Source organism: Dyella sp. C11 (assembly GCF_003121485.1).
GTDB lineage: Bacteria > Pseudomonadota > Gammaproteobacteria > Xanthomonadales > Rhodanobacteraceae > Dyella.
On the sequence record NZ_QAVX01000021.1, the window covers coordinates 60,796 to 80,426 of the forward strand.

Consider the following 19,631-nt stretch of genomic DNA (forward strand, 5'->3'; position numbering starts at 1 on the left):
TCAGCCCCCGGTGGCCGGAGGCGCGGGACGCCAGCCGCGGTCGAAGGCTTGTGTCCACACGTACGCCACCGGTGTACCGCCGCTTACCGTCAAGTGATGCGTGCCACGACCGAGCTCCCAGTGATCCGCCACCGGACCACCATCCAGGCTGCCACTGAGGCGCTGGTGTCCATCGGTCACGACGTAGTCTCCGGGCACATTCACTTCAATCGTCTGCTGGGGCTGATGGTCCGGCAGCATACGGCCGGCCACCCAGATATCGCCGCCTGCCTGCACATAGTTGAGCATGACGAAGCGCGCATCCGGCCGCGGAAGGCGGCGCAGTACCACCAGCATGGTGCGATGGCTGATCAGGTCATCGACGATGGTATTGGCCATCTGGCCACGGCGCAGCCGGCGCATGGCCAGACTTTCCAGTACCGGGTAATACGGGCGCATGCGGAAAATGGCATCGCCCTTGGAATCCATCACGGTGTCCGTTTCGTTCGTGTAACGGAGCACGGTGGCCAGTTCGGCGCGTTGCGCGGCCAGGTCGTCCTGCCAGGGCGGCGCCTCAGCAATGACGGCCACCAGCTCGACCACGATGAACACCATAAGGAAGGCGCCGCGTAACCGCGGACGCGCGCCCAGCCATTGCCAGGTCGACACCCAGCCGGCCGAGGCGAGCGCAAGCGTGGGCAGCACAGGCAGGAAATCCTGCCGTGTAATGAGTGGCCAGATGAACCAGATCAGCAGCAGGTACAGGCCGCCCTGCAAGGCAAAAAATACGGTCCAGTCGAAATGGCCTTCCGCGCGCTGGCGCGCCTGCCGCACGCACGCCGCCACCAGCACCGCAGCAAGCACGACGAACCACAAGCCCTGCATCGCCGCGTGACGTTTGTTGGCGCCGCCTACGTTGTACTCGGCCAGGCCATACCACGCGTCGCCGAGCAAGCCGTGTGTCGCGAGCCAGACGGTAAAGAGCGTCGGCACCACCAGCAGACCCACGAGAGCGGCAATCCAGCAGCGAACGCCGGCCCGCGGCGCATCCGAGGGACGAAGCAGACGAACCACACCCGCGGCGACCAGCGCGGTCACCAGCAACACCAGCGTCTTCTGCGATACCGACAACGCGCAGCCCATGGCGAAACCCGCCACGAAGTAACGCCAGACACTGGGCTTTGCGCCCGCGATGAAGGCGAGGCCGAGCAACCACATCGCCATCCACATGTCGTCGGTGCGGAATTGCCCGCTGACAATGAAGAAGCGCGGAAACAGGCCAGCCACCAACACGCCCACCACGGCGATGCGCCATCCGTAGAGTCGCCGCGCCATCCACCCGGCCGAACCCAGTGCCACGACGTACCAGAACTGCATGGCCAAACGCAGCCAGGTCAACACATCGGGACGGTTGTCCAGCCATTTGAGCAGCGGCGAATGCAGCCAGCCGAACAAGGGACCGTGGTTATCGAAGACGTCGCGATAAGGCAATAAACCCTGCGTCCACGCCCAGGCTACGTGCGCATGCTGCGCTTCGTCGGAGTTCAGCGTGTACGCATTGAGCCACGCCAGTCGAAGGACCAGCAGGAACAACAACGATATCCACGGCCAGATGGGGAGATGGCGTTCGGGGGAACACTTCATCGGCGCAGGGTAAAAACCCGTCCTGTCAGCGGGCTTTCCCCAGGCTTAAGGCATAAGCCTAAGCTGCTGCGGGCTCAGTGCCAGCGTGAAAGTAGTTCCAGCAGCAGCAAGTCGCCGCGCAAGGGGCCGCGCAAGGATTCACGCGTCCGGTTGGCCGCCATGTACCACTGGTCCAGCGCCTCAGCGTCGAGCTGGCTCGCAAGCAGGCCCTGCCCCATCGCCTTGGCTTTCATCTCGTCGGCAGCGGCTTGCGCGGCAAACCACAGCCGCTGCTCCGGCTCGTTGTCCCGCCAGCGCTTGGCCACTTCCATCGCCTCGCCGCGACCGGCCGCCAAGGCGCCCAAGTCCTTGCGCACTTCCTGCCGGCGAGCCAACGCACCCTCTTCCGACCAGAGGCGAGCCAGGCCAGGATTGCCACCCGCCGCATCGAGCGCCGCAGCGGCATCTTTCACGCCTTGCTGCTGCAACCACGCCAGGGCTTCTTCGCGCGGTGGCAGATGGAACTCGATGCGCTGGCAGCGGCTGCGGATGGTCTGCGGCAAACGCCACGGGGCATCGGCCACCAGCAGCAACATCGTCTGCGGCGAAGGCTCTTCCAGTGTCTTCAGAAGCGCATTGGCCGCGGCGGCGTTCATGGCATCGGCCGGGTCGATGCACACGATCTGCCAGCCACCGAACTGACTGGCCATGGCAAGACGCGCAGACAATTCGCGAATCTGGTCCACCACGATTTCACTGCGCTGCACGCCGTCCTTGCGCAGGCCAAAGCTGAGCACGGTGAAGTCAGGATGCGTGCCCGCGGCGAACAGCAGACAACTGCGGCAACGACCACACGGCTCACCATCCTGCGGCTGCTGGCACAACAGACCTTCGGCAAAACGACGCATGAAGTCGCGCTTGCCCAGGCCCTCCGGACCACACAGCAGCAGCGCATGAGGCATGGCATTGCGGGCGCGCCGTGCCTGCAGGCGTGCCCAATGTTCCGCCTGCCACGGCATCGTGCTCATGCCTTCGCTCCGAAGAGGTGGCGCGTTGCATCGATGGCCGCCTCGAGCACTTCCGGCGGCGTGAGGGCGGCGTCGATCATGCGAAAGCGCAGGGGTTCAGCGGCAGCCCGCGCACGGTACGCAGCGCGCACACGCTCGAAGAAGTTGTCACCTTCCACCTCGATGCGATCCGCTTCGCCACGACCCGCGGCGCGCGCGCGCCCCGTGGCGACAGGCAGGTCGAGCAACAGCGTCAGATCCGGCGTAAGGTTGTTCGTGGCCCACTGCTCCAGCAGCGCGATGCGCTCGACGGGCACGCCACGGCCACCGCCCTGATAGGCATAGCTGGCATCGGTAAAACGGTCGCATAGCACCCACCGGCCGGCAGCCAGCGCAGGTTCGATGCATTCGCGCACGAGCTGCGCGCGCGAGGCGAACATCAGCAGCAGTTCCGACTCCGCGCACATGTCGCGATGCGCTGCATCGAGCACGATGGCGCGCACCGCTTCGCCCAACGGTGTGCCACCGGGCTCGCGCGTCTGCACCAGATCGACACCTTGCGCCAGCAGATGCTTCTGCAGGCCTGCCAGCAGCGTGCTCTTGCCGGCGCCTTCGCCGCCTTCGAGCGTAATGAGTTTGCCTCGGGTCATTGGCATCGCTTCAACTGGAAACAGGCAACGTTGTGATTGTGTTCGTCCAGCGTACTGGAGAACACGTGCGTGCCGTCGCCACGTGCCACGAAATACAACTCCGTACCCTGCGCGGGATGCAGCGCCGCATCGATGGCCGGCTTGCCCGGCATCGCGATGGGCGTGGGCGGCAGGCCGGCGCGGGTGTACGTGTTGTACGGCGTGTCCGTGGTGAGGTCACTCTTGTGGATATTGCCCGCATACGCATCGCCCATGCCGTAGATCACGGTGGGGTCGGTCTGCAGCAGCATGTGGGTCTGAAGGCGGCGGACGAACACGCCGGCGATGCGCGCGCGTTCGTCCGCGCGGCCCGTTTCCTTTTCCACGATGGAAGCGAGGATCAGCGCCTCATACGGCGTGGCCAGGGGCAGGTCCTTGTCGCGCTGGGGCCACGACGCATCCAGCATCTTGGCCATGGCGGCATGCGCCCGGCGCAGGATGTCCAGATCGCTGTCGCCCTTCACGTAGGCGTAGGTCTCCGGCAGAAAACGCCCCTCCGGCATCTCGCCGGGTGCGCCGATCTTGGCCATCAGCGCCGCATCATCGAGCGCCGCGCCGTCCTGCCTGAGCTTGTCTGCCTTGGCCAGGGCCTGGCGGAGCTCCTTGAAGTTCCAGCCGTCGACGATGGTGAAATTGCGCTGCAGGACTTTGCCGGTCGCCATGTTGAGCAACAGGTCGCGTGGCGTCATGCCGGGCGTCAGCGCATATTCGCCCGCATGCAGGCGACCCGCGACGCGCAACTGCTCCGCCAGCACGCGCCAGTACAGCGGACGACTTGCGGTGGCATGTTGATCGTGCAGAAGAGCCACGACGTCCCGCAGGCTGCTGCCCTTCGCCACGTCGATGCTGGGCGACTCGGCCGTCACCATCAACGGCGTGCCGACGAAACGCTGGTAATCCATCCAGCCATAAACGAGGCCGCCAGCCACCGCCAGCAACACCAGCACGATCAATCCGCGCCAGCGCACGCGCCCCTGCATCTTGTGTCCACTCATGCCTGCTCCATCGGGAAACCCAGACCGCGCCAATGGTGTTGCAAGGCGCGAGTCACCGGGCCGGGAACATACAACGTATCGCCCACGGCCTGAACCGGCAGGATGCCCCGGACACTGGAACTGAGGAAGACTTCGCTGGCCCGGGCCAGATCCTCCCGGCGCAACGCGGCCACCCGAGCGTCCGGACGGTGGCCGAGCACCTCGGCGCGCGCCACGCCCGCCACGCCGCAGCGATCCAGCGACGGGGTCATGAGTGCGCCATCGATCACGGCGAACAGATTGGTCATGGTCCCGCTGATGACCTGCCCTTCCCCATCGCACACCAGCCCTTCGCCGATGGCCGGATCGGTCCACTCGGCGCGAGCCAGCACCTGCTCAAGTCGGTTGAGATGCTTCATGCCGGCCAGCAGCGGCTGCGCCGACAATGTCGTTTCGCACCAGCGCAGCCGCATGCCAAGGGCATAGGCCTCGCCCGTCATCGGCGGTGCGTCGAATCCCGCCACGATGCGTGTGGTGTTCGCGTCACGCGGTGGCGCGTAACCGCGCTCGCCGACGCCGCGCGTCAAGGTAATCCGCACAACCGCCTGATCGATTCCCGCAACGACAGCAATCGCTTCGTCCAGCAGCTGCGCCGGAACGGGCAGCGGCAACCGCAGGCGTCCGCAGCCCGCATGCAAACGCGCCATGTGGCGCGTCCACAGCGGCGCCGCGCCACGCACAAAGCGGATCGTTTCAAACAATCCGTCACCGTAGGAAAGGCCGCGATCAAACACCGAGACGGTCGCCTCCGGCGCGCCGTTCACCAGCACGCGACCGGACATCAGCCCTGCACTCCCAGTGCGCGCAACAAACCGCGTGCCTTGGCGCGGGTTTCATCCAGCTCCCTCTCGGCAACGGAATCGGCCACGATGCCCGCGCCTGCGCGGAACGTTACGTTCGAACCCGAAAGCGTGAAGGTGCGGATCAGGATGTTCAGATCCAGATCCCCGTTGCGATCGAGATACCCGAGCGCGCCGGTATAGGCACCACGCGGCGCGTCCTCCAGCGCGGCAATGATTTCCATGCAGCGCACCTTGGGGCAGCCGGTGATCGTGCCGCCAGGGAAGGTGGCAGCAATCACCTCGCCAGGCGTCACATCACCGCGAAGCCTTCCGCGCACGTTCGACACGATGTGATGCACATGCGCGTAGCTTTCCACCACCATCAGCTCATTCACCTCGACCGTGCCCGGCACGCACACGCGCCCCAGGTCGTTGCGCTCCAGGTCGATCAGCATCACGTGCTCGGCGCGCTCCTTGGGGTGCGAGCTCAGTTCACGAATACGCGCCACATCGTCATCGCCGGGCGTACGGGGACGAGTCCCCGCGATGGGCCGCGTCTGCGCAAGGCCGCCGCGCACTTCGACGAGGCGCTCCGGCGAGGAACTCACCACCGCCCAGTCCTTCTGCTGGAACAGGCCCGCGAAGGGCGCCGGATTCGCTTGTCGCAACGACTGATAAAGCTGGGCCGGCGTCGGTGGCGACGCGTAGTGCGCGTACCACTCCCGCGACAGGTTCACCTGAAAAATGTCGCCGGCATGCAGGTGCTCGTGGATACGCCCGACGCCATCGAGGAAGCGCGAGGGGGCATCTTCACTGCACGCATCCGGCGATGACAGCGCAGGGATATCGATCGCGGCACTGAGGTCAGCCTCCATGACATCGAGCCAATCCTCGTGCCCCTGCTCCGCGACGATCACGGTGCAATGGCGCGCGTGATCGACAATCACGGCCGCCGGACAACGCAAGGCCATCGCCACGGGAAGCACCGCCGACGGTTGCAGGCGCAGGCGGGTTTCGATCTCGCCGACAAGCTCGTAGCTCAACAGCAGCAGCCAGCCGCCGTGGAACGGAAGATCACTGGTTTCATCGCGCGGCAGTCGCGCCTCACGCCAGGCGGCATCCAGCGCGTCGAGAAAGCGGCCTTCCCGCTGGCGCCCTTCGCCGTCGACCAGACGGCCATCGGCAAGCAGGGACAGCGTCTCTTGCGGAAACGCGAACAGGATGTCGAAGCGCGCTTGTGGCGTACCGTGCGTCACGCTTTGCAGCAGGCCCGGATAGCGCTCTGGAAATGCAGCGGCCGGCGCGAGTAGATCGCGCCGGCCGTGCAGAGTACGACGATGGTACGTGGTCACGCCGCTCAAATGCGACGGAAGGCCAGCGTGCCGTTGGTGCCACCAAAGCCGAACGAGTTGGAGATGGCCACGTCGAACTTGGCATCGCGCGCGGTATGCGGCACGAAGTCGAGATCGCAGCCTTCACCCGGCTCATCGAGGTTGATGGTCGGCGGCAACACCTGGTCGCGCAGCGCGAGGATGGTGAAGATGGCTTCCACGCCACCTGCCGCACCCAGCAAGTGACCCGTGGCCGACTTCGTCGAGCTCATGGCCAGCTTGTAGGCGTGATCGCCGAACACGCGCTTGGCGGCAAGCACTTCACCCAGATCGCCCAGCGGCGTCGAGGTGCCATGCGCGTTGACGTACTGCACGTCGGTCGGGTTGAGATGACCGTCCTTCAGCGCGGTATCCATGCTGCGCGCCGCACCTTCACCGCCTTCGCTCGGCGCGGTGATGTGGAACGCGTCGCCGCTCATGCCGAAGCCGACCAGCTCCGCATAGATCTTCGCGCCGCGCGCCTTGGCGTGTTCGTATTCTTCCAGCACCAGCACGCCGGCGCCGTCGGACAGCACGAAGCCATCGCGGTCCTTGTCCCACGGACGGCTCGCCTTGGTCGGCTCATCGTTGCGGGTGGACATGGCCTTGGCCGAGCAGAAGCCCGCCATCGCCGTGCCGGTGGTGGCGAATTCCGCGCCGCCGGCAATCATCACGTCGGCATCGCCGTACTGGATCATGCGCGCGGCCAGGCCGATGTTGTGCGTACCCGTGGTGCAGGCCGTGACACACGCGATGTTCGGGCCCTTCAGGCCGTTCATGATCGACAGGTGGCCCGACACCATGTTGATGATCGAGGACGGCACGAAGAACGGCGACACGCGACGCGGCCCCTTGTCGTGCAGTTCGATCGAGGTGTGCTCGATGGTATGCAGGCCGCCGATGCCGGCCGCCACGGCCACGCCGATGCGCGGTGCATTTTCTTCCGTCACTTCCAGGCCGGAATCGCGCAGGGCTTGCGTACCCGCGGCGATGCCGTAGTGGATGAACGGATCCATCTTCTTGATCTCTTTCGGGGCGATCCACTGCGCCGGATCGAAATCACGGACCTGGCCGGCAATGCGCGTGGCATAGGCGGTCGCGTCGAAATGGGTCACCTGACCAATGCCACTCACGCCCTTGAGGATGTTGTCCCAGGCGGTCGCGATATCGTTGCCGACCGGCGAAATAATGCCGAGACCGGTGACAACCACACGTCGTTTGCTCATGCTGATCTTCCCTCGTGTATCCGTGGCACCGTCAATAACGACAGGTGTTCTGCGCCATTCGCGGCCACGTCATCCGTGCCCTTGGCGCGCCGCGCGCACCATACGGGATCGGACGTTGCAAAATGCAGAAACGAAAACTGCGCCAATGTGGCGCAGCTTCCGGTATCGCTGGTGGACGGACGCATCACGCGAATGCGTCGTCGCATCGGAGCGATCACTCCTTGGTGTGAGCCTTGATGTAATCAACGGCCTGCTGCACCGTGGTGATCTTCTCGGCCTCTTCGTCCGGAATCTCGGTCTCGAACTCTTCCTCGAGAGCCATCACCAGTTCAACGGTGTCCAGCGAATCAGCGCCCAGATCGTCCACGAACGAAGCGTTCGCCGTGACTTCCTCTTCCTTCACGCCCAGCTGCTCGATGACGATTTTCTTGACGCGCTCTTCGATGGTGCTCATGTTGCCAATACCTCCCAAGGAGTAGTTACCTGTCAACACCGGCCAGTGGCCGGCATATGGCCGGCGGATTGTAGTGGCTAAGCCGCAAGGCCGCCATGATCCACCAGCTGTCGTTAAACGCAGGCCACGGGACCGGCGCGAAAGAAGCAATTGTCGCCTAAAACGGTGCAGCTTGCGACAACCCCTTGTTAAACCGGCCCGTGCCGGTGCACCGGACCACGTCCCGCCAAGCGGAAACGTGCCCCGGCCGGTTGAAACAATGAAGGCTCAGATAAGGGTTTAAAGCCCTTTCTTCACGCCTTATGGCATGTACATGCCGCCATTGACGTGCAGCGTCTCGCCTGTGATGTAGGCGGCCGCCGGGGACGCCAGGAAGGCCACGGCCTTCGCAATGTCGCTGGCTTCGCCGAGGCGACCCAGGGCAATCTGGCCCAGCAAAGCCTGCTTGGATTCCTCCGGCAGTGCACGCGTCATGTCGGTATCGATGAAGCCCGGCGCCACCACGTTCACGGTGATGCCACGCGAACCGATCTCGCGCGCCAGCGACTTGGAGAACGCAATGATGCCCGCCTTCGCCGCCGCGTAGTTGGCCTGGCCCGGATTGCCGGTCAGGCCGATCACCGACGCGATGGAAATGATGCGGCCCTTGCGCGCCTTCATCATGCCCCGCATGACGGCCTTGGACGTGCGATACACGGACGTGAGATTGGTATCGAGGATGGCCTGCCAGTCTTCGTCGCGCATGCGCATCAGCAGCTGGTCGCGCGTGATGCCGGCGTTGTTGACCAGGATCGACACAGGGCCGAATTCCTTGGCGATGCCATCGATGAGCGCTTCAATGGAAGCACCCTCGGTGACATTGAGCACGCGGCCATGACCACCATTTGCAGCCAGGCGTTCGCCAATGGCCGCGGCGCCACTTTCACTGGTGGCGGTGCCGATAACCGTGGCGCCTTGCGCCGCCAGTTCATCGGCAATGGCCGCACCGATGCCGCGGCTGGCGCCGGTGACGAGGACGATTTCACCTTGCAGTGTCTTGCTCATCTGTCATTTCCCTTTGGATGGCTGGACGTCGATGCGTCCACGCGCATGAATGCCTGGATATCGCTCAGACCCACTCGGCGCGGGCGGCATCGAGTTCGGCTGGCGTGCCGATGGCGCGAGCCTCGACGCTCTTGTCGATGCGCTTGATCAGGCCGGCCAGCACCTTGCCCGGACCCGCTTCGGCCATACGCGTCGCGCCGCCTGCGACCAGCGCTTGCACGCACTCGGTCCAGCGCACCGGCAGGTACAGCTGGCGCTGCAGTGCGCCGCGAATGTCTTCCACCGTGTTGTAGCTGCGCGCCTCGGCGTTCTGAATCACCGGAACGGACGGCAGCGACCAGGAAATCGAGGCCATGCGCTCGCCCAGGCGATCGGCCGCATCGCGCATCAGCATGCAATGCGACGGTACGGACACGGCGAGCTTGATGGCCTTCTTCACGCCCTGCTCCGCCAGCTTGGCCAGTGCGCGATCCACGGCTTCGGCGTTGCCGGCGATGACGAGCTGACCCGGCGAATTGAAGTTGGCGGGCGACACCACCTGCCCCTGCGCAACTTCTTCACACACGGCCGCAATCTGTGCGTCATCGCCACCCAGGATGGCCGCCATCGCACCCACGCCCGGCGGCACGGCGGCCTGCATCAGGCGACCACGCTCGGCGACCAGTGCCGCTGCGTCGTGCAGCGACAGGGCACCGGCACACACCAGCGCACTGTATTCACCCAGGCTGTGGCCCGACATCTGCGCCGGCTGCGCGCCACCCAGCTTCTGCCACACGCGCCAAACGGCCACGCTCGCGGCGAGCAGTGCCGGCTGCGTATTTTCGGTGCGATTGAGGTCTTCTTCCGGGCCCTGCTGGCTGAGTGCCCACAGGTCGATGCCTGCGCCCTGCGATGCTTCGTCGAAGGTGGACTTCACTTCCGGATGGGCGGCAGCCAGTTCGGCCAGCATGCCAAGCGACTGCGAGCCCTGGCCCGGGAAAACGAAAGCAAGCGTGGCGGAGGTCTGGGTCATGGACGAGGGTTTGCCTGAAACGAAAAACGGAATGGTGCCAGCATTGAGCGCCATACGCAGCTGTATTCGCCTGGGAATGGATGTGCGGGCAGCATTTCCGGACACCGCACCCCCACCGTCATTCCAGCGCAGGCTGGAATCCAGCGCCGCGATACACGGTTTTCGCGAAGGAGTTCAGGCTTTTTTGCGACAACCAGAGCCTCGGACACTGGATTCCGGCCCGCGCCGGAATGACAGGCAAAAAAAAGCCGCCCTGAGGCGGCTTTTTTCCAGACGAACGGCGATCAATAGCGCAGCAGCGCCGACGCCCACGTGAAACCGCCGCCAAACGCTTCCAGCAGCAGGTTCTGACCACGCTTCACCTTGCCCGAACGCACGGCGTAATCCAGCGCGAGCGGCACCGAGCCAGACGAGGTGTTGGCATGCTCCTGCACGGTCACGATCACCTGCTCCATCGGCATTTTCAGGCGCTTGGCCGTGGCTTCGATGATGCGCAGGTTGGCCTGGTGCGGAATCAGCCAGTCGATCTGCGATTCGTCCATGCCGGCGGCCTGCAACGTTTCATCGACCAGCGAGTCGAGCGTCTTCACGGCAACCTTGAACACTTCGCGGCCAGACATGTTGATGCGCACGCCGTGGTTCGGCTCGTCCTTGAAACCCGCGGACACGCCCACCGGGTTGTACAGCAGATGCTTGAAGCCGCCATCGGCATGCAGCAGCGTGGCGTAGATGCCCGGCTCTTCCGAGGCTTCCAGCACGACGGCGCCGGCACCATCGCCGAACAGCACGCAGGTTTCGCGCTCGTTCCAGTCGACCATGCGGGTCAGCGTTTCCGCGCCGATCACCAACACTTTCTTGGACTGGCCACTGCGAATGAACTTGTCGGCAATGCCGAGGGCGTAAACGAAGCCCGAGCAGGCGGCATTGACATCGAACGCAGCGCAACCGTTCGCACCAAGACGGTGCTGAACCAGGCAGGCGGTCGACGGGAAAATGATGTCCGGCGTGGTCGTGCCCAGCACGATCAGGTCGATTTCGGAAGCCTTCACGCCGGCGGCTTCAAGCGCGCGCTCGGCGGCTTCGGTCGCCAGATCGCCAGTGGTCTGGCCATCGGCGGCAATGTGGCGGCGCTCGATGCCGGTACGGGTGCGAATCCATTCGTCACTGGTTTCGACGATCTTTTCGAGATCGGCATTGGTCACCACTCGCTCGGGCAGCGCGCTGCCGGTGCCGGTGATGCGGGCGTAGATCTGGGCCATTAACTTTCCATGCGACGGGTTGGAACGGAGCCGACTCGCGAAGCGATCAGGCCAGCCTCCAAACCGCCAACGTTACGTGGGTGATCGCACAAACGCAAAGCGGCGCGAAATCGCGCCGCCATGCGGAATCGTATCCCTTGCGGGAACGATCAATCCTCTTCGACCACCGAGGTGTTCGTCTCGATGACCTTCTTGCCGCGGTAGTAGCCATCCTTGGTGACGTGGTGGCGCAGGTGCACTTCGCCACTGGGCGGAGCGGTGGCCAGCTGCACGGTCTTCAGCGCATCGTGCGAACGACGCATGCCGCGGGTGGACGGGGTCTTGCGGCTCTTGGCAACGGCCATGGCGAATCTCCAGCTAAATCAAGTTTTCTTGAGTTCGCGCAAAACCGCGAACGGGTTATCGGAACGGCCTTCGCTGGAGATTTCCTCCGGCGAGGGGCCAACTACTTCTTCAGGCAACGTGCTGTCCGGGTTCACCGGCACCAGCGGCATGGCCAACAACAATTCGTCTTCGATGACGTCCAGCAAGCTCAGCTTGCTGTCGTCAGCGACCAGCAGCGGCTCGACGTTCGGCGGCAAAGCCGCTTCTTCGCGCTCGGAGCGGATCAAACCGAGCCGGTTGTTCACCGTCACCGGCAACACGAACGGCTCAAGGGTGCGCTGACAGGTCACCGTGAGCGGAGCCTGGACGCGGACATCGAGGTACGACGTACCAAACTCGTCCCGACCAAAATCCAGCTCGTATTGCGCTGTTCCTTCCGTACTGGCCAGGGCCTCGCCCAGTCGCTTCATGGCGACCACGGGCAATTCCCCCTGGAACGAACGCCGCGCCGAGACCATGCGCCAAGCGTCCACAGACTCTGGCAGTGTCACGGACATAGACATGAAATCTTAGGATTACAACATGTTGAAGTCAACGGGTTGAGAGCCCTGAGATGCATGTAAACCCGAATTTTGCCTGAACGACTGCGGTACGGCAGACTTTGACCACCTTTTCCGCGAGTCCGCCGGCCCGTGAATTCATCCCTGATGCTTGGCCTGATCGCCCTGGTGGTCCTCGCCGCCGTCCTGGTGGGGGCAACGCTGGCCTACCGGCGGCGCGCCGACCGCCGGGCCCGCAGCCTCCATCAGCTGCTGGAACTGGCCGACCGACTGGAAAGCGACCTGAAGACCTGCCGGGCAGGCCTGCAGCAGGCCCATGCCGTGATGTCCCTCAACCCTGACCTGCCCGCCAGCAGCGAACAGGAGGCCCGTCACGCGATCGATGCGGGGTTGCGCTCGCTCCTGCAGCAGCGCATCTGGATCAGGGACAAGGCGCCCAGGGCGTCTCAGGAAGAACTGGATCAGACCGTCTCGGCGATGAATGATACACGCTCCCGGCTTCGCCCGTTGCTGGCGGCCCTGGACCGCGCGCAGCACGATCTGGACAGCGCCATGCGGGAGCATTTGCGCCGGGAGCATGACGCATGACCCTGCCCACCCTGGTGCTGGGCTCGACCTCGCGTTATCGCGCCGAGCTCCTCAGGCGCATCTATGGCGAGTTCGAACAACGCGCCCCGGGCACCGACGAGGCACCGCTTCCCAACGAGACGCCGCGCGAACGCGCGCGTCGACTGGCCATCGCCAAAGCCCACGCCGCTGCGGCAGGCCTGAGCGATGCCCTGGTGATCGGCTCCGACCAGGTGGCCGAGCTGGAGGGCAGCGTGCTCGACAAGCCGGGCACTGTCGAACGTGCCCGCGCGCAACTGACGGCAAGCTCCGGCCGCGACGTGCATTTCCACACCGCGCTTTGCCTGCATGACACCCGCACGGGCGAGGATCGCGTCCACGTCGACCATACCGTGGTGACCTTTCGCAGCCTCGGTGCGGATGAGATCAACCGTTACATCGAACGCGAACAGCCGCTGGATTGTGCCGGCAGTTTCAAATGCGAAGGCCTCGGCATCAGCCTGTTCGAGCGTATTGCGAACGACGACCCGTCGGCCCTCATTGGACTGCCGCTGATCGCCCTGGCGCGCATGCTGCGGGAAGCGGGTATTTCCCTGCCCTGATCGGCATCAGTGCGCCGACTCCGCGGCGTAGGCACGCTGCCACACGATGCAGCGATCGTCAGGCGCCGTGGCGGTGGCGTGCAGCAACGGTACGGCTCCGCTGTAGAAAGCCATGCGGCGACGGCCATCGAATAGATCCAGCCGCGACAGGGGAAGCGCGTCGTCGATGCGTCCGCACAGCGATCGCAGCCAGTCCGCACGCTCACGCACGCGCAACGCCTTTTCATCCACGGCAAGCAACATGGGCTGGCCACCGTGCTGCATGCGCAGCGCTGTTTCATCGCGTTGCCACAGCGCCAGTTGCGGTGCACGCCCGTGCTTGGCGTTGAGCGGACTGTCCAGCACGAAGACAGGCACGACACCGGCGAGCTGGAAATCGATTTCCGCAGCGAGCATGAAGTTGTCGGCCACCAGCACACCGGGATGCTCCGCGAGCAGCTGACGTGCCATGTCGCCGCTTTCTCGCCATCCGACGAAGCGCGCGGGAAACATCTTCAAGCCGGCGAGCATGCGTGCGCCGTTGTCGCTGGCGGCGAGCCCCAGATAAGCCAGCCCGCCCGCCTGCCCCGCCACGGCCAAGGCAAACGTCGCGATCAACCAACCCCGGGACCACCATCGTTGCTCACGCAACAGCACGGGCAACGCCGCGAGCAACGGCAGGTAACCCGGCAACGGCCAGTGCGCGCGGAAACGGACATCGTCCGCAAAAAGACCCAACACGAAATACAAGACGATGAAGCCGCAGGACACGATGGCAATCACATCCCATGGACGCACATCCTTCCTTCGACGCCAGCTTATCCACGCTGCCCACAGCAACAACGCATACAGCAAGGGCGTGCAGGCTACCGCCTGCTCCAGCGGCTGCACCAGCGCGTCTGCGTGGAAACGCCATGGATTGCGTTCCACCAACTGGAACGCCACACCCGCACCGCGTTGCTGCCAGTTGGATATCAGCAGCGGTGCCAACCCCAGCGCAGCCACACAGAGTGCGAGCCATAGCCCAGGTCGACGCCACAACGTGCGTCCGCGCGGCGTCAGCACACAGACCAGCAAACCGAGCAACATCGGCATGGCGGCGCGGTAGTGGCTTAGCCAGCACATCGCCAGAGCCACGCCCAGCAACAGCCAGTCACGCAAGCCATCGCGATCCATCGCACGCATCAACGCCACCATCGCCAGCATGATGGCTATGGTCAGGGGCACATCCGGCACGGCCAGCACGCCCAGGCTGCTGCCCAGCGGCAGCAGCAGAGTGAACAGGGCCGCCTGCCAGCCCGCGCATTCATCGGTGAAAGCCTCGCGTGCAAAGGCGCGCACCAGCCACGGCAACAGGCTGCCAAGGATCAGGAACGGCCAGCGCATGCCCAGCAGGCCGTGGCCGGCCACGGTTTCGCCAACACGGATCAACACCGCCGTGAGTGGTGGCAGGTCGCTGTAGCCCCAGGCGAGATGGCGGCTTTCCTGCCAATAGAAGGCTTCATCACCAAATGGCGACAGCGTTGCGGCAAGCATCAACTTGACGATGAAGATCAGCGCGAAGGCGATCACGAACATGGCTCGCCAGCGCGCGAGACCCACGGCTACACTGCCTGCATCACGCATGAGCCTTGTCCCGCATCGTCCTTCCCCGTCGCCGGAAACCCATGTCCGCCATTACACCGCTCCACGATGAATCACTGCGCACACGCCTGGAAGCCGCCATGGCCCAGGTCAACCGCGTACTGCTGGGCAAACCGCGCCAGGTGAAGCTGGCGTTTACCTGCCTGATCGCCGGCGGCCATCTTCTGCTGGAAGACGTGCCCGGCGTGGGCAAGACAACCCTGGCACACGCGCTGGCCGCCAGCTTTGCGCTGGATTTCCAGCGCGTGCAGTTCACCAGCGACCTGCTGCCGTCAGACATTATCGGGGTGAGCGTCTACGAGCGCGAGACGGGACAGTTCCGTTTCCACCCCGGCCCGATATTCTCCGGACTGCTGCTTGCCGACGAAATCAATCGCGCCACGCCCAAGACGCAGAGCGCGCTGCTTGAATCGATGGCCGAAGGCCAGGTGACGGTGGACGGCCAGACGCATGTGCTGCCACAGCCGTTTTTCGTGGTGGCCACGCAGAATCCGCTCGACCTGGCCGGCACGTTCCCGCTGCCCGATTCACAGCTGGACCGCTTCATGTTGCGCGTCTCGCTGGATTACCCCGACGCCGCCGCCGAACGCGCACTGCTGACAGGCAGCGACCGTCGCGACGTGCTCGCTCAACTGTCGCCGCAGCTGGATGTCGCCGGCCTGGCGCAACTCGCGCGTCATGCGCAGTCGGTGACCGCCAGTGCCGCCCTGCGCGACTACCTGCAGGCGTTGCTCGCCGCCAGCCGGCGCCCCGCGGACGTGCGCGTGGGGCTGTCTCCGCGCGCAGGCCTGGCCTTGCTTAGCGCGGCGCGGGCATGGTCGTTGCTCAGTGGACGTCAGCATGTGTTGCCGGAGGACATCCAGGCGCTGTTCGTCCCGCTGGCCGCGCACCGCCTCGTGACCACGCGTGGCGCCAGTGGCGACAGCCTCGCACGCAGCCTGCTCGCCGACGTCGCGGTGGGTTGATGCAAGAGGCGCTTCGTCGCTTCCGGATGTGGGCGGAACGTCGCCTGCCCGCGCTCACGCGCTACCGCCGCCCGGAAAGCCTGCCCATCGTCCTGCATCGGCGGCGCATCTACATCGTGCCTACCGGCTTCGGCATGGCCTTCACCGTGCTGTTGCTGGTGATGCTGATGGGCGCGCTCAATTACACGAACAATGCCGCGTTGATGCTCACCTGCCTGCTGGGCTCCACGACATCGGCCAGCATGCTGGTGGCGTTTCGCAGCCTCAACGGCCTGCGCCTGGCGAACGTGCGCCAGGGGCAGGCCATCGCGGGCGAACCGATGGTGGTGCAGCTGGTCTTCACCGGCGGCGACCACGCGCACGCGTCCATCCATGTCGAGTTCGATGAACACGTGGAAGCCTTTGCCGTCGCGGCGCAGGGCGAAACCGTTGTCTCGATGAACCTGCCGACGGAGCACCGCGGCTGGCAGCCGTTGCCACGCATCAAGTTGTGGAGCAACTGGCCGCTGGGCCTGTTCCATGCGTGGAGCTGGATCTATCCCGACCAATCCGTGCTGGTGTGGCCGCGTCCCGAGCACGGTGGTCCGGCACCCGTCATACCTGGCGAGGACGGCAAGCAAAAGCGCGTGCACCAGGGTGAAGACATCGCCGCCCTGCGCGCGTATCGCGCCGGCGATCCGCAGCGCCACATTGCGTGGAAACATTCCGCTCGCCACGCCAACCTGCTGGTGAAGGATTTCGAGCAACCCGAGGCCCAGGAAGAATGGCGCCTCGACTGGCGGCAGTTGTCGCACCTGGTTCCGGAAGCGCGCATTTCGCGATTGGCGCGCTGGCTGGGCGAAGCCGAAGCCGTTGGCCGCCCCACCAGCCTGTGGTTGCCCAGCGAAGACATCAGCCTTGGCCATGGCCGCAGCCACTACGCGCACTGCATGAACGCGCTGGCACGCCTGCCATGATCCGCCTCTCCCTTTTCCGCAAGAAAAAGCCGGAGACCCTGGATCGGCGGCCGTTCGATCTGCTTTGCATCACGGTGGCCGTCGTGCTGGGCGTCCATGCGCCGCACTTGCCGTGGTGGCTGACGTTGTCGCTGGCAGCCATGCTTGGCCTGCGCTGGTGGCAGCGGCGCCAGAAGCAGGCGCGCGCACCTTCCTACTTCAAGCTCCCACTGGTGGCGCTGCTGTGCGGCGCGGTGGTGTTCCACTACAACACGTTGTTCGGCCGTGAGCCCGGCGCCGCACTGATGGCTGGCCTGCTGGTGCTCAAGCTGCTGGAAACGGAAACACCCCGCGATGCACGCGTCGGCGCCGCGTTCGCCTGTTTCGCCCTGATGTCGGCACTGCTGTTCGACCAGGGCTTGGTGGCGACCATCCTGGTGGCACTTGGCCTGCTGCCCGCCATTGCCACGCTGCGCGCCTTGCAGCCCGCGCGTCCGCCAACCACGTTGCCGCGCGAACTGCTGCCCGCGCTGGGCCTGCTCGCCTTGTCCGTGCCGGTGGCCATCGTCGCCTTCCTGTTCGTGCCACGACTCAGTTCACCGCTGTGGGGCGCCCCCACGCCCGAACAAACGCGGTCGGGCCTGAGTGACGACATGTCGCCCGGCAACTTCTCGCAGGTCTTGCTGGACGACCGACCGGCCATGCGCGTGACCTTCAACGGCACGCCACCACCCAACGCGCAGCGCTATTTCCGTGCCTACGTGATGTGGACCTACGACGGCCATACCTGGAACCGTCAGGACGACAACCGTCCGCCCTCGCAAATCGAATACGGCCCGGCCGTTCAGTACACCATCACGCTTGAAGCCACCGGGCAGCGAGCGTTGCCCGCGCTGGACGTTCCCATCAAGGCGCCCGATGACGCCTCGCTGGGACCGGACTGGGAGCTTCGCGCCGATCACCCCATCAACGATCCCTTTACCTACCGGCTCAGTTCCTCGCCTATCTATCACCTGCAGGCCGAGCTGACCGAGCGCGACCGCCGCCGCGCCCTGCAACTGCCGGCGGGCTTCGACCCCAAGGCACTCGCCCTGGGCAGGCGCTGGCGCACGCAGTACGGCGCCGACGACATGGCCATCATCCAGGCGGCGATGAACCTGTTTCACGACGATGGTTTCAGTTACACGCTGGCCCCGCCGCCGCTGGGCAGCAACGCCATCGACGACTTCCTGTTCGGCACGCGTCGCGGATTCTGCGAGCACTACGCATCGTCGTTCACGGTGCTGATGCGCGCCGCCGGCATTCCCGCGCGCGTGGTAACCGGTTACCAGGGCGGCTACTGGAACACCCTGGGCAACTACCTTTTGGTGCGCCAATCCGACGCGCATGCCTGGGGCGAAGTGTGGCTGCCGCATCGCGGCTGGGTGCGTTTCGATCCGACGGCGGCCGTGCGTCCTGAACGCGTGAGCCTGGGCTCTTCCGCGGCCGATGCAGCATCCACTGACTGGGCACCCAATCGATGGCTGCTTGGCTGGCGCAACCATTGGGACATCGTCAACCGGTGGTGGAACCAAGGCGTTATTGGCTTTGACACGCTTCGGCAGCATGGGCTGTTGACGCCGTTTGGCGTGCACGACACCAGCGTGGGCACGCTGGGGTTGTTGCTCGCCGTCGGTGGTTCGCTGTTTGCCGCGCTCGGTTTGCTATGGGCCATGTGGAACCGCCCGGATACCGACCAGGCACGCGCAGCGATGCAGCAACTGGAAAAACGACTGGCCGCGGTGGGCGTGGCCCGCCGACATAGCGAAGGACCGCAGCATTTCTTCAGCCGCGCCGCACGGGCCCTCCCCAGCCAGCGCGACGAGCTGGAACACCTGATGAGGACATATCTGGAACTGCGTTACGCGTACGAAGAACCGCCAGCTGACCTGCTAAAAAACTTTCGACAGGCTGCGCGGGACTTTCGGCCGCGTCGCGTGGTCAAATGATATTGAACCGTGGATGCATGGCATCCACCACACGATGGAGAAAGCGTCATGTCCATGTACAAGCCGTTGATTCTCGCGACCGCGGTGGCCACGCTGGCGGCCTGCGCAACGGTGCCGCAGCCACTTCAGGGCACTTACACCCAGGTCACCTCGGTTTCCGCGCAGCAGGAAGCCAACGGAGCGTCGGGCGCCCAGATTCGCTGGGGTGGCCAGATCATCGACACCAAGCCGGGCCCGCAGGAAACCTGTTTCTACATCCTGCAGCGTCCGCTGGATGACCAGGCCCGTCCGAAGGCACCGAGCACCGACAGCGAAACCCAGGGCCGCTTCGTCGCCTGCCGTTCGGGCTTCTACGACCCCGAAGTGTTTACCCGCGGCCGCGACATTACGGTCACCGGCGTCATCCAGGGTACGCAGTCGGAGAAGATCGGCGATTACAACTACGCCTACCCGCGCGTCGAAGCCAACGTGGTGTACCTGTGGCCCAAGCGCGTGGCGGTCAACTACGGTCCGGGCTGGTACGACCCGTTCTGGGGCCCCTACTGGGGTCCGGGTTGGGGTCCCAACCCGGACCGCAGTAGGGCGGTG

The 19,631-nt window shown here is 65.0% G+C and carries 20 protein-coding genes; 6 read left to right on the plus strand and 14 right to left on the minus strand.

Translation table 11 applies throughout. The features are described from left to right. The 13 genes from DK366_RS17420 to DK366_RS17480 all read right to left on the minus strand — a co-directional run bounded on the left by DK366_RS17420 (position 1) and on the right by DK366_RS17480 (position 12,321). Positions 1 to 1,623, minus strand: a complete 1,623-nt coding sequence (locus tag DK366_RS17420) for a hypothetical protein (protein ID WP_157956603.1) — start codon at positions 1,621 to 1,623, stop codon at positions 1 to 3. 74 nt (positions 1,624 to 1,697) lie between these two features. Next, positions 1,698 to 2,630 carry a DNA polymerase III subunit delta' gene (gene holB / locus DK366_RS17425; protein WP_109126840.1) on the minus strand — a complete coding sequence of 311 codons (933 nt, stop codon included), beginning with the start codon at positions 2,628 to 2,630 and terminating at the stop codon, positions 1,698 to 1,700. Further along, a complete protein-coding gene (gene tmk, locus DK366_RS17430) occupies positions 2,627 to 3,265 on the minus strand; it encodes a dTMP kinase (protein WP_109126841.1) in 639 nt (212 codons plus the stop codon). Before tmk ends, holB begins: the two co-directional genes overlap by 4 nt. Next, positions 3,256 to 4,293: an endolytic transglycosylase MltG gene (gene mltG / locus DK366_RS17435; protein ID WP_109126842.1), complete on the minus strand. Its 1,038-nt coding sequence runs from the start codon at positions 4,291 to 4,293 to the stop codon at positions 3,256 to 3,258. Before mltG ends, tmk begins: the two co-directional genes overlap by 10 nt. Beyond that, complete coding sequence (gene pabC, locus DK366_RS17440) at positions 4,290 to 5,114, minus strand: aminodeoxychorismate lyase (RefSeq protein ID WP_109126843.1); 825 nt, start codon at positions 5,112 to 5,114, stop codon at positions 4,290 to 4,292. The genes mltG and pabC overlap by 4 nt, the downstream gene beginning before the upstream one ends. Beyond that, a complete protein-coding gene (locus DK366_RS17445) occupies positions 5,114 to 6,442 on the minus strand; it encodes an aminodeoxychorismate synthase component I (RefSeq protein ID WP_232821099.1) in 1,329 nt (442 codons plus the stop codon). Before DK366_RS17445 ends, pabC begins: the two co-directional genes overlap by 1 nt. A gap of 29 nt (positions 6,443 to 6,471) precedes the next feature. After that, positions 6,472 to 7,710, minus strand: coding sequence for a beta-ketoacyl-ACP synthase II (fabF, locus tag DK366_RS17450; RefSeq protein WP_109126844.1), 1,239 nt, complete (start codon positions 7,708 to 7,710; stop codon positions 6,472 to 6,474). A 214-nt stretch (positions 7,711 to 7,924) separates the two neighbouring features. Further along, positions 7,925 to 8,164 (minus strand): acyl carrier protein, encoded by a 240-nt coding sequence (gene acpP / locus DK366_RS17455; RefSeq protein WP_019466215.1) that lies wholly within the window; start codon positions 8,162 to 8,164, stop codon positions 7,925 to 7,927. Positions 8,165 to 8,464: 300 nt separating this feature from the next. Continuing rightward, positions 8,465 to 9,208 (minus strand): 3-oxoacyl-ACP reductase FabG, encoded by a 744-nt coding sequence (gene fabG, locus DK366_RS17460; RefSeq protein WP_109126845.1) that lies wholly within the window; start codon positions 9,206 to 9,208, stop codon positions 8,465 to 8,467. Positions 9,209 to 9,272: 64 nt separating this feature from the next. After that, positions 9,273 to 10,220 carry an ACP S-malonyltransferase gene (fabD, locus tag DK366_RS17465; RefSeq protein ID WP_109126861.1) on the minus strand — a complete coding sequence of 316 codons (948 nt, stop codon included), beginning with the start codon at positions 10,218 to 10,220 and terminating at the stop codon, positions 9,273 to 9,275. Positions 10,221 to 10,504: 284 nt separating this feature from the next. Then, positions 10,505 to 11,479: a beta-ketoacyl-ACP synthase III gene (locus tag DK366_RS17470; protein ID WP_109126846.1), complete on the minus strand. Its 975-nt coding sequence runs from the start codon at positions 11,477 to 11,479 to the stop codon at positions 10,505 to 10,507. 149 nt (positions 11,480 to 11,628) lie between these two features. Then, on the minus strand, positions 11,629 to 11,823 hold the full coding sequence (rpmF, locus tag DK366_RS17475; RefSeq protein ID WP_109126847.1) for a 50S ribosomal protein L32: 195 nt from the start codon (positions 11,821 to 11,823) through the stop codon (positions 11,629 to 11,631). 18 nt (positions 11,824 to 11,841) lie between these two features. Beyond that, complete coding sequence (locus DK366_RS17480; RefSeq protein WP_109126848.1) at positions 11,842 to 12,321, minus strand: YceD family protein; 480 nt, start codon at positions 12,319 to 12,321, stop codon at positions 11,842 to 11,844. Positions 12,322 to 12,495: 174 nt separating this feature from the next. Between DK366_RS17480 and DK366_RS17485 the strand changes: the two genes are divergently transcribed. Together DK366_RS17485 and DK366_RS17490 are read left to right on the plus strand one after the other, a co-directional pair. Beyond that, complete coding sequence (locus DK366_RS17485) at positions 12,496 to 12,951, plus strand: hypothetical protein (protein ID WP_109126849.1); 456 nt, start codon at positions 12,496 to 12,498, stop codon at positions 12,949 to 12,951. Beyond that, positions 12,948 to 13,532: a Maf family nucleotide pyrophosphatase gene (locus tag DK366_RS17490; protein ID WP_109126850.1), complete on the plus strand. Its 585-nt coding sequence runs from the start codon at positions 12,948 to 12,950 to the stop codon at positions 13,530 to 13,532. The genes DK366_RS17485 and DK366_RS17490 overlap by 4 nt, the downstream gene beginning before the upstream one ends. A gap of 6 nt (positions 13,533 to 13,538) precedes the next feature. Here DK366_RS17490 and DK366_RS17495 read toward each other — a convergent pair whose 3' ends face one another. Then, the gene (locus tag DK366_RS17495) at positions 13,539 to 15,137 is read right to left on the minus strand and encodes a glycosyltransferase family 39 protein (protein ID WP_109126851.1); all 1,599 of its coding nucleotides are present in this window, start codon (positions 15,135 to 15,137) and stop codon (positions 13,539 to 13,541) included. Between the two features lie 41 nt (positions 15,138 to 15,178). Here DK366_RS17495 and DK366_RS17500 point away from each other — a divergent pair, with 41 nt between their 5' ends. The 4 genes from DK366_RS17500 to DK366_RS17515 form a co-directional block, all read left to right on the plus strand. Beyond that, on the plus strand, positions 15,179 to 16,120 hold the full coding sequence (locus tag DK366_RS17500) for a MoxR family ATPase (protein ID WP_109126852.1): 942 nt from the start codon (positions 15,179 to 15,181) through the stop codon (positions 16,118 to 16,120). Continuing rightward, positions 16,120 to 17,076: a DUF58 domain-containing protein gene (locus tag DK366_RS17505; RefSeq protein ID WP_109126853.1), complete on the plus strand. Its 957-nt coding sequence runs from the start codon at positions 16,120 to 16,122 to the stop codon at positions 17,074 to 17,076. Before DK366_RS17500 ends, DK366_RS17505 begins: the two co-directional genes overlap by 1 nt. Continuing rightward, positions 17,073 to 19,043 carry a DUF3488 and transglutaminase-like domain-containing protein gene (locus tag DK366_RS17510; RefSeq protein WP_109126854.1) on the plus strand — a complete coding sequence of 657 codons (1,971 nt, stop codon included), beginning with the start codon at positions 17,073 to 17,075 and terminating at the stop codon, positions 19,041 to 19,043. The genes DK366_RS17505 and DK366_RS17510 overlap by 4 nt, the downstream gene beginning before the upstream one ends. Before the next feature lie 48 nt (positions 19,044 to 19,091). After that, on the plus strand, positions 19,092 to 19,631 hold a 540-nt coding region (locus tag DK366_RS17515), incomplete at its 3' end, for a Slp family lipoprotein (protein ID WP_109126855.1).

Bases quoted from the DNA above. Each gene is read 5' to 3' on its own strand.
- DK366_RS17420 (WP_157956603.1), bottom strand. From the start codon at position 1,623: ATGAAGTGTTCCCCCGAACGCCATCTCCCCATCTGGCCGTGGATATCG.
- holB (WP_109126840.1), bottom strand. From the start codon at position 2,630: ATGAGCACGATGCCGTGGCAGGCGGAACATTGGGCACGCCTGCAGGCA.
- tmk (WP_109126841.1), bottom strand. From the start codon at position 3,265: ATGCCAATGACCCGAGGCAAACTCATTACGCTCGAAGGCGGCGAAGGC.
- mltG (WP_109126842.1), bottom strand. From the start codon at position 4,293: ATGAGTGGACACAAGATGCAGGGGCGCGTGCGCTGGCGCGGATTGATC.
- pabC (WP_109126843.1), bottom strand. From the start codon at position 5,114: ATGTCCGGTCGCGTGCTGGTGAACGGCGCGCCGGAGGCGACCGTCTCG.
- fabF (WP_109126844.1), bottom strand. From the start codon at position 7,710: ATGAGCAAACGACGTGTGGTTGTCACCGGTCTCGGCATTATTTCGCCG.
- acpP (WP_019466215.1), bottom strand. From the start codon at position 8,164: ATGAGCACCATCGAAGAGCGCGTCAAGAAAATCGTCATCGAGCAGCTG.
- fabG (WP_109126845.1), bottom strand. From the start codon at position 9,208: ATGAGCAAGACACTGCAAGGTGAAATCGTCCTCGTCACCGGCGCCAGC.
- fabD (WP_109126861.1), bottom strand. From the start codon at position 10,220: ATGACCCAGACCTCCGCCACGCTTGCTTTCGTTTTCCCGGGCCAGGGC.
- DK366_RS17470 (WP_109126846.1), bottom strand. From the start codon at position 11,479: ATGGCCCAGATCTACGCCCGCATCACCGGCACCGGCAGCGCGCTGCCC.
- rpmF (WP_109126847.1), bottom strand. From the start codon at position 11,823: ATGGCCGTTGCCAAGAGCCGCAAGACCCCGTCCACCCGCGGCATGCGT.
- DK366_RS17480 (WP_109126848.1), bottom strand. From the start codon at position 12,321: ATGGTCTCGGCGCGGCGTTCGTTCCAGGGGGAATTGCCCGTGGTCGCC.
- DK366_RS17490 (WP_109126850.1), top strand. From the start codon at position 12,948: ATGACCCTGCCCACCCTGGTGCTGGGCTCGACCTCGCGTTATCGCGCC.
- DK366_RS17495 (WP_109126851.1), bottom strand. From the start codon at position 15,137: ATGCGTGATGCAGGCAGTGTAGCCGTGGGTCTCGCGCGCTGGCGAGCC.
- DK366_RS17500 (WP_109126852.1), top strand. From the start codon at position 15,179: ATGTCCGCCATTACACCGCTCCACGATGAATCACTGCGCACACGCCTG.
- DK366_RS17505 (WP_109126853.1), top strand. From the start codon at position 16,120: ATGCAAGAGGCGCTTCGTCGCTTCCGGATGTGGGCGGAACGTCGCCTG.
- DK366_RS17510 (WP_109126854.1), top strand. From the start codon at position 17,073: ATGATCCGCCTCTCCCTTTTCCGCAAGAAAAAGCCGGAGACCCTGGAT.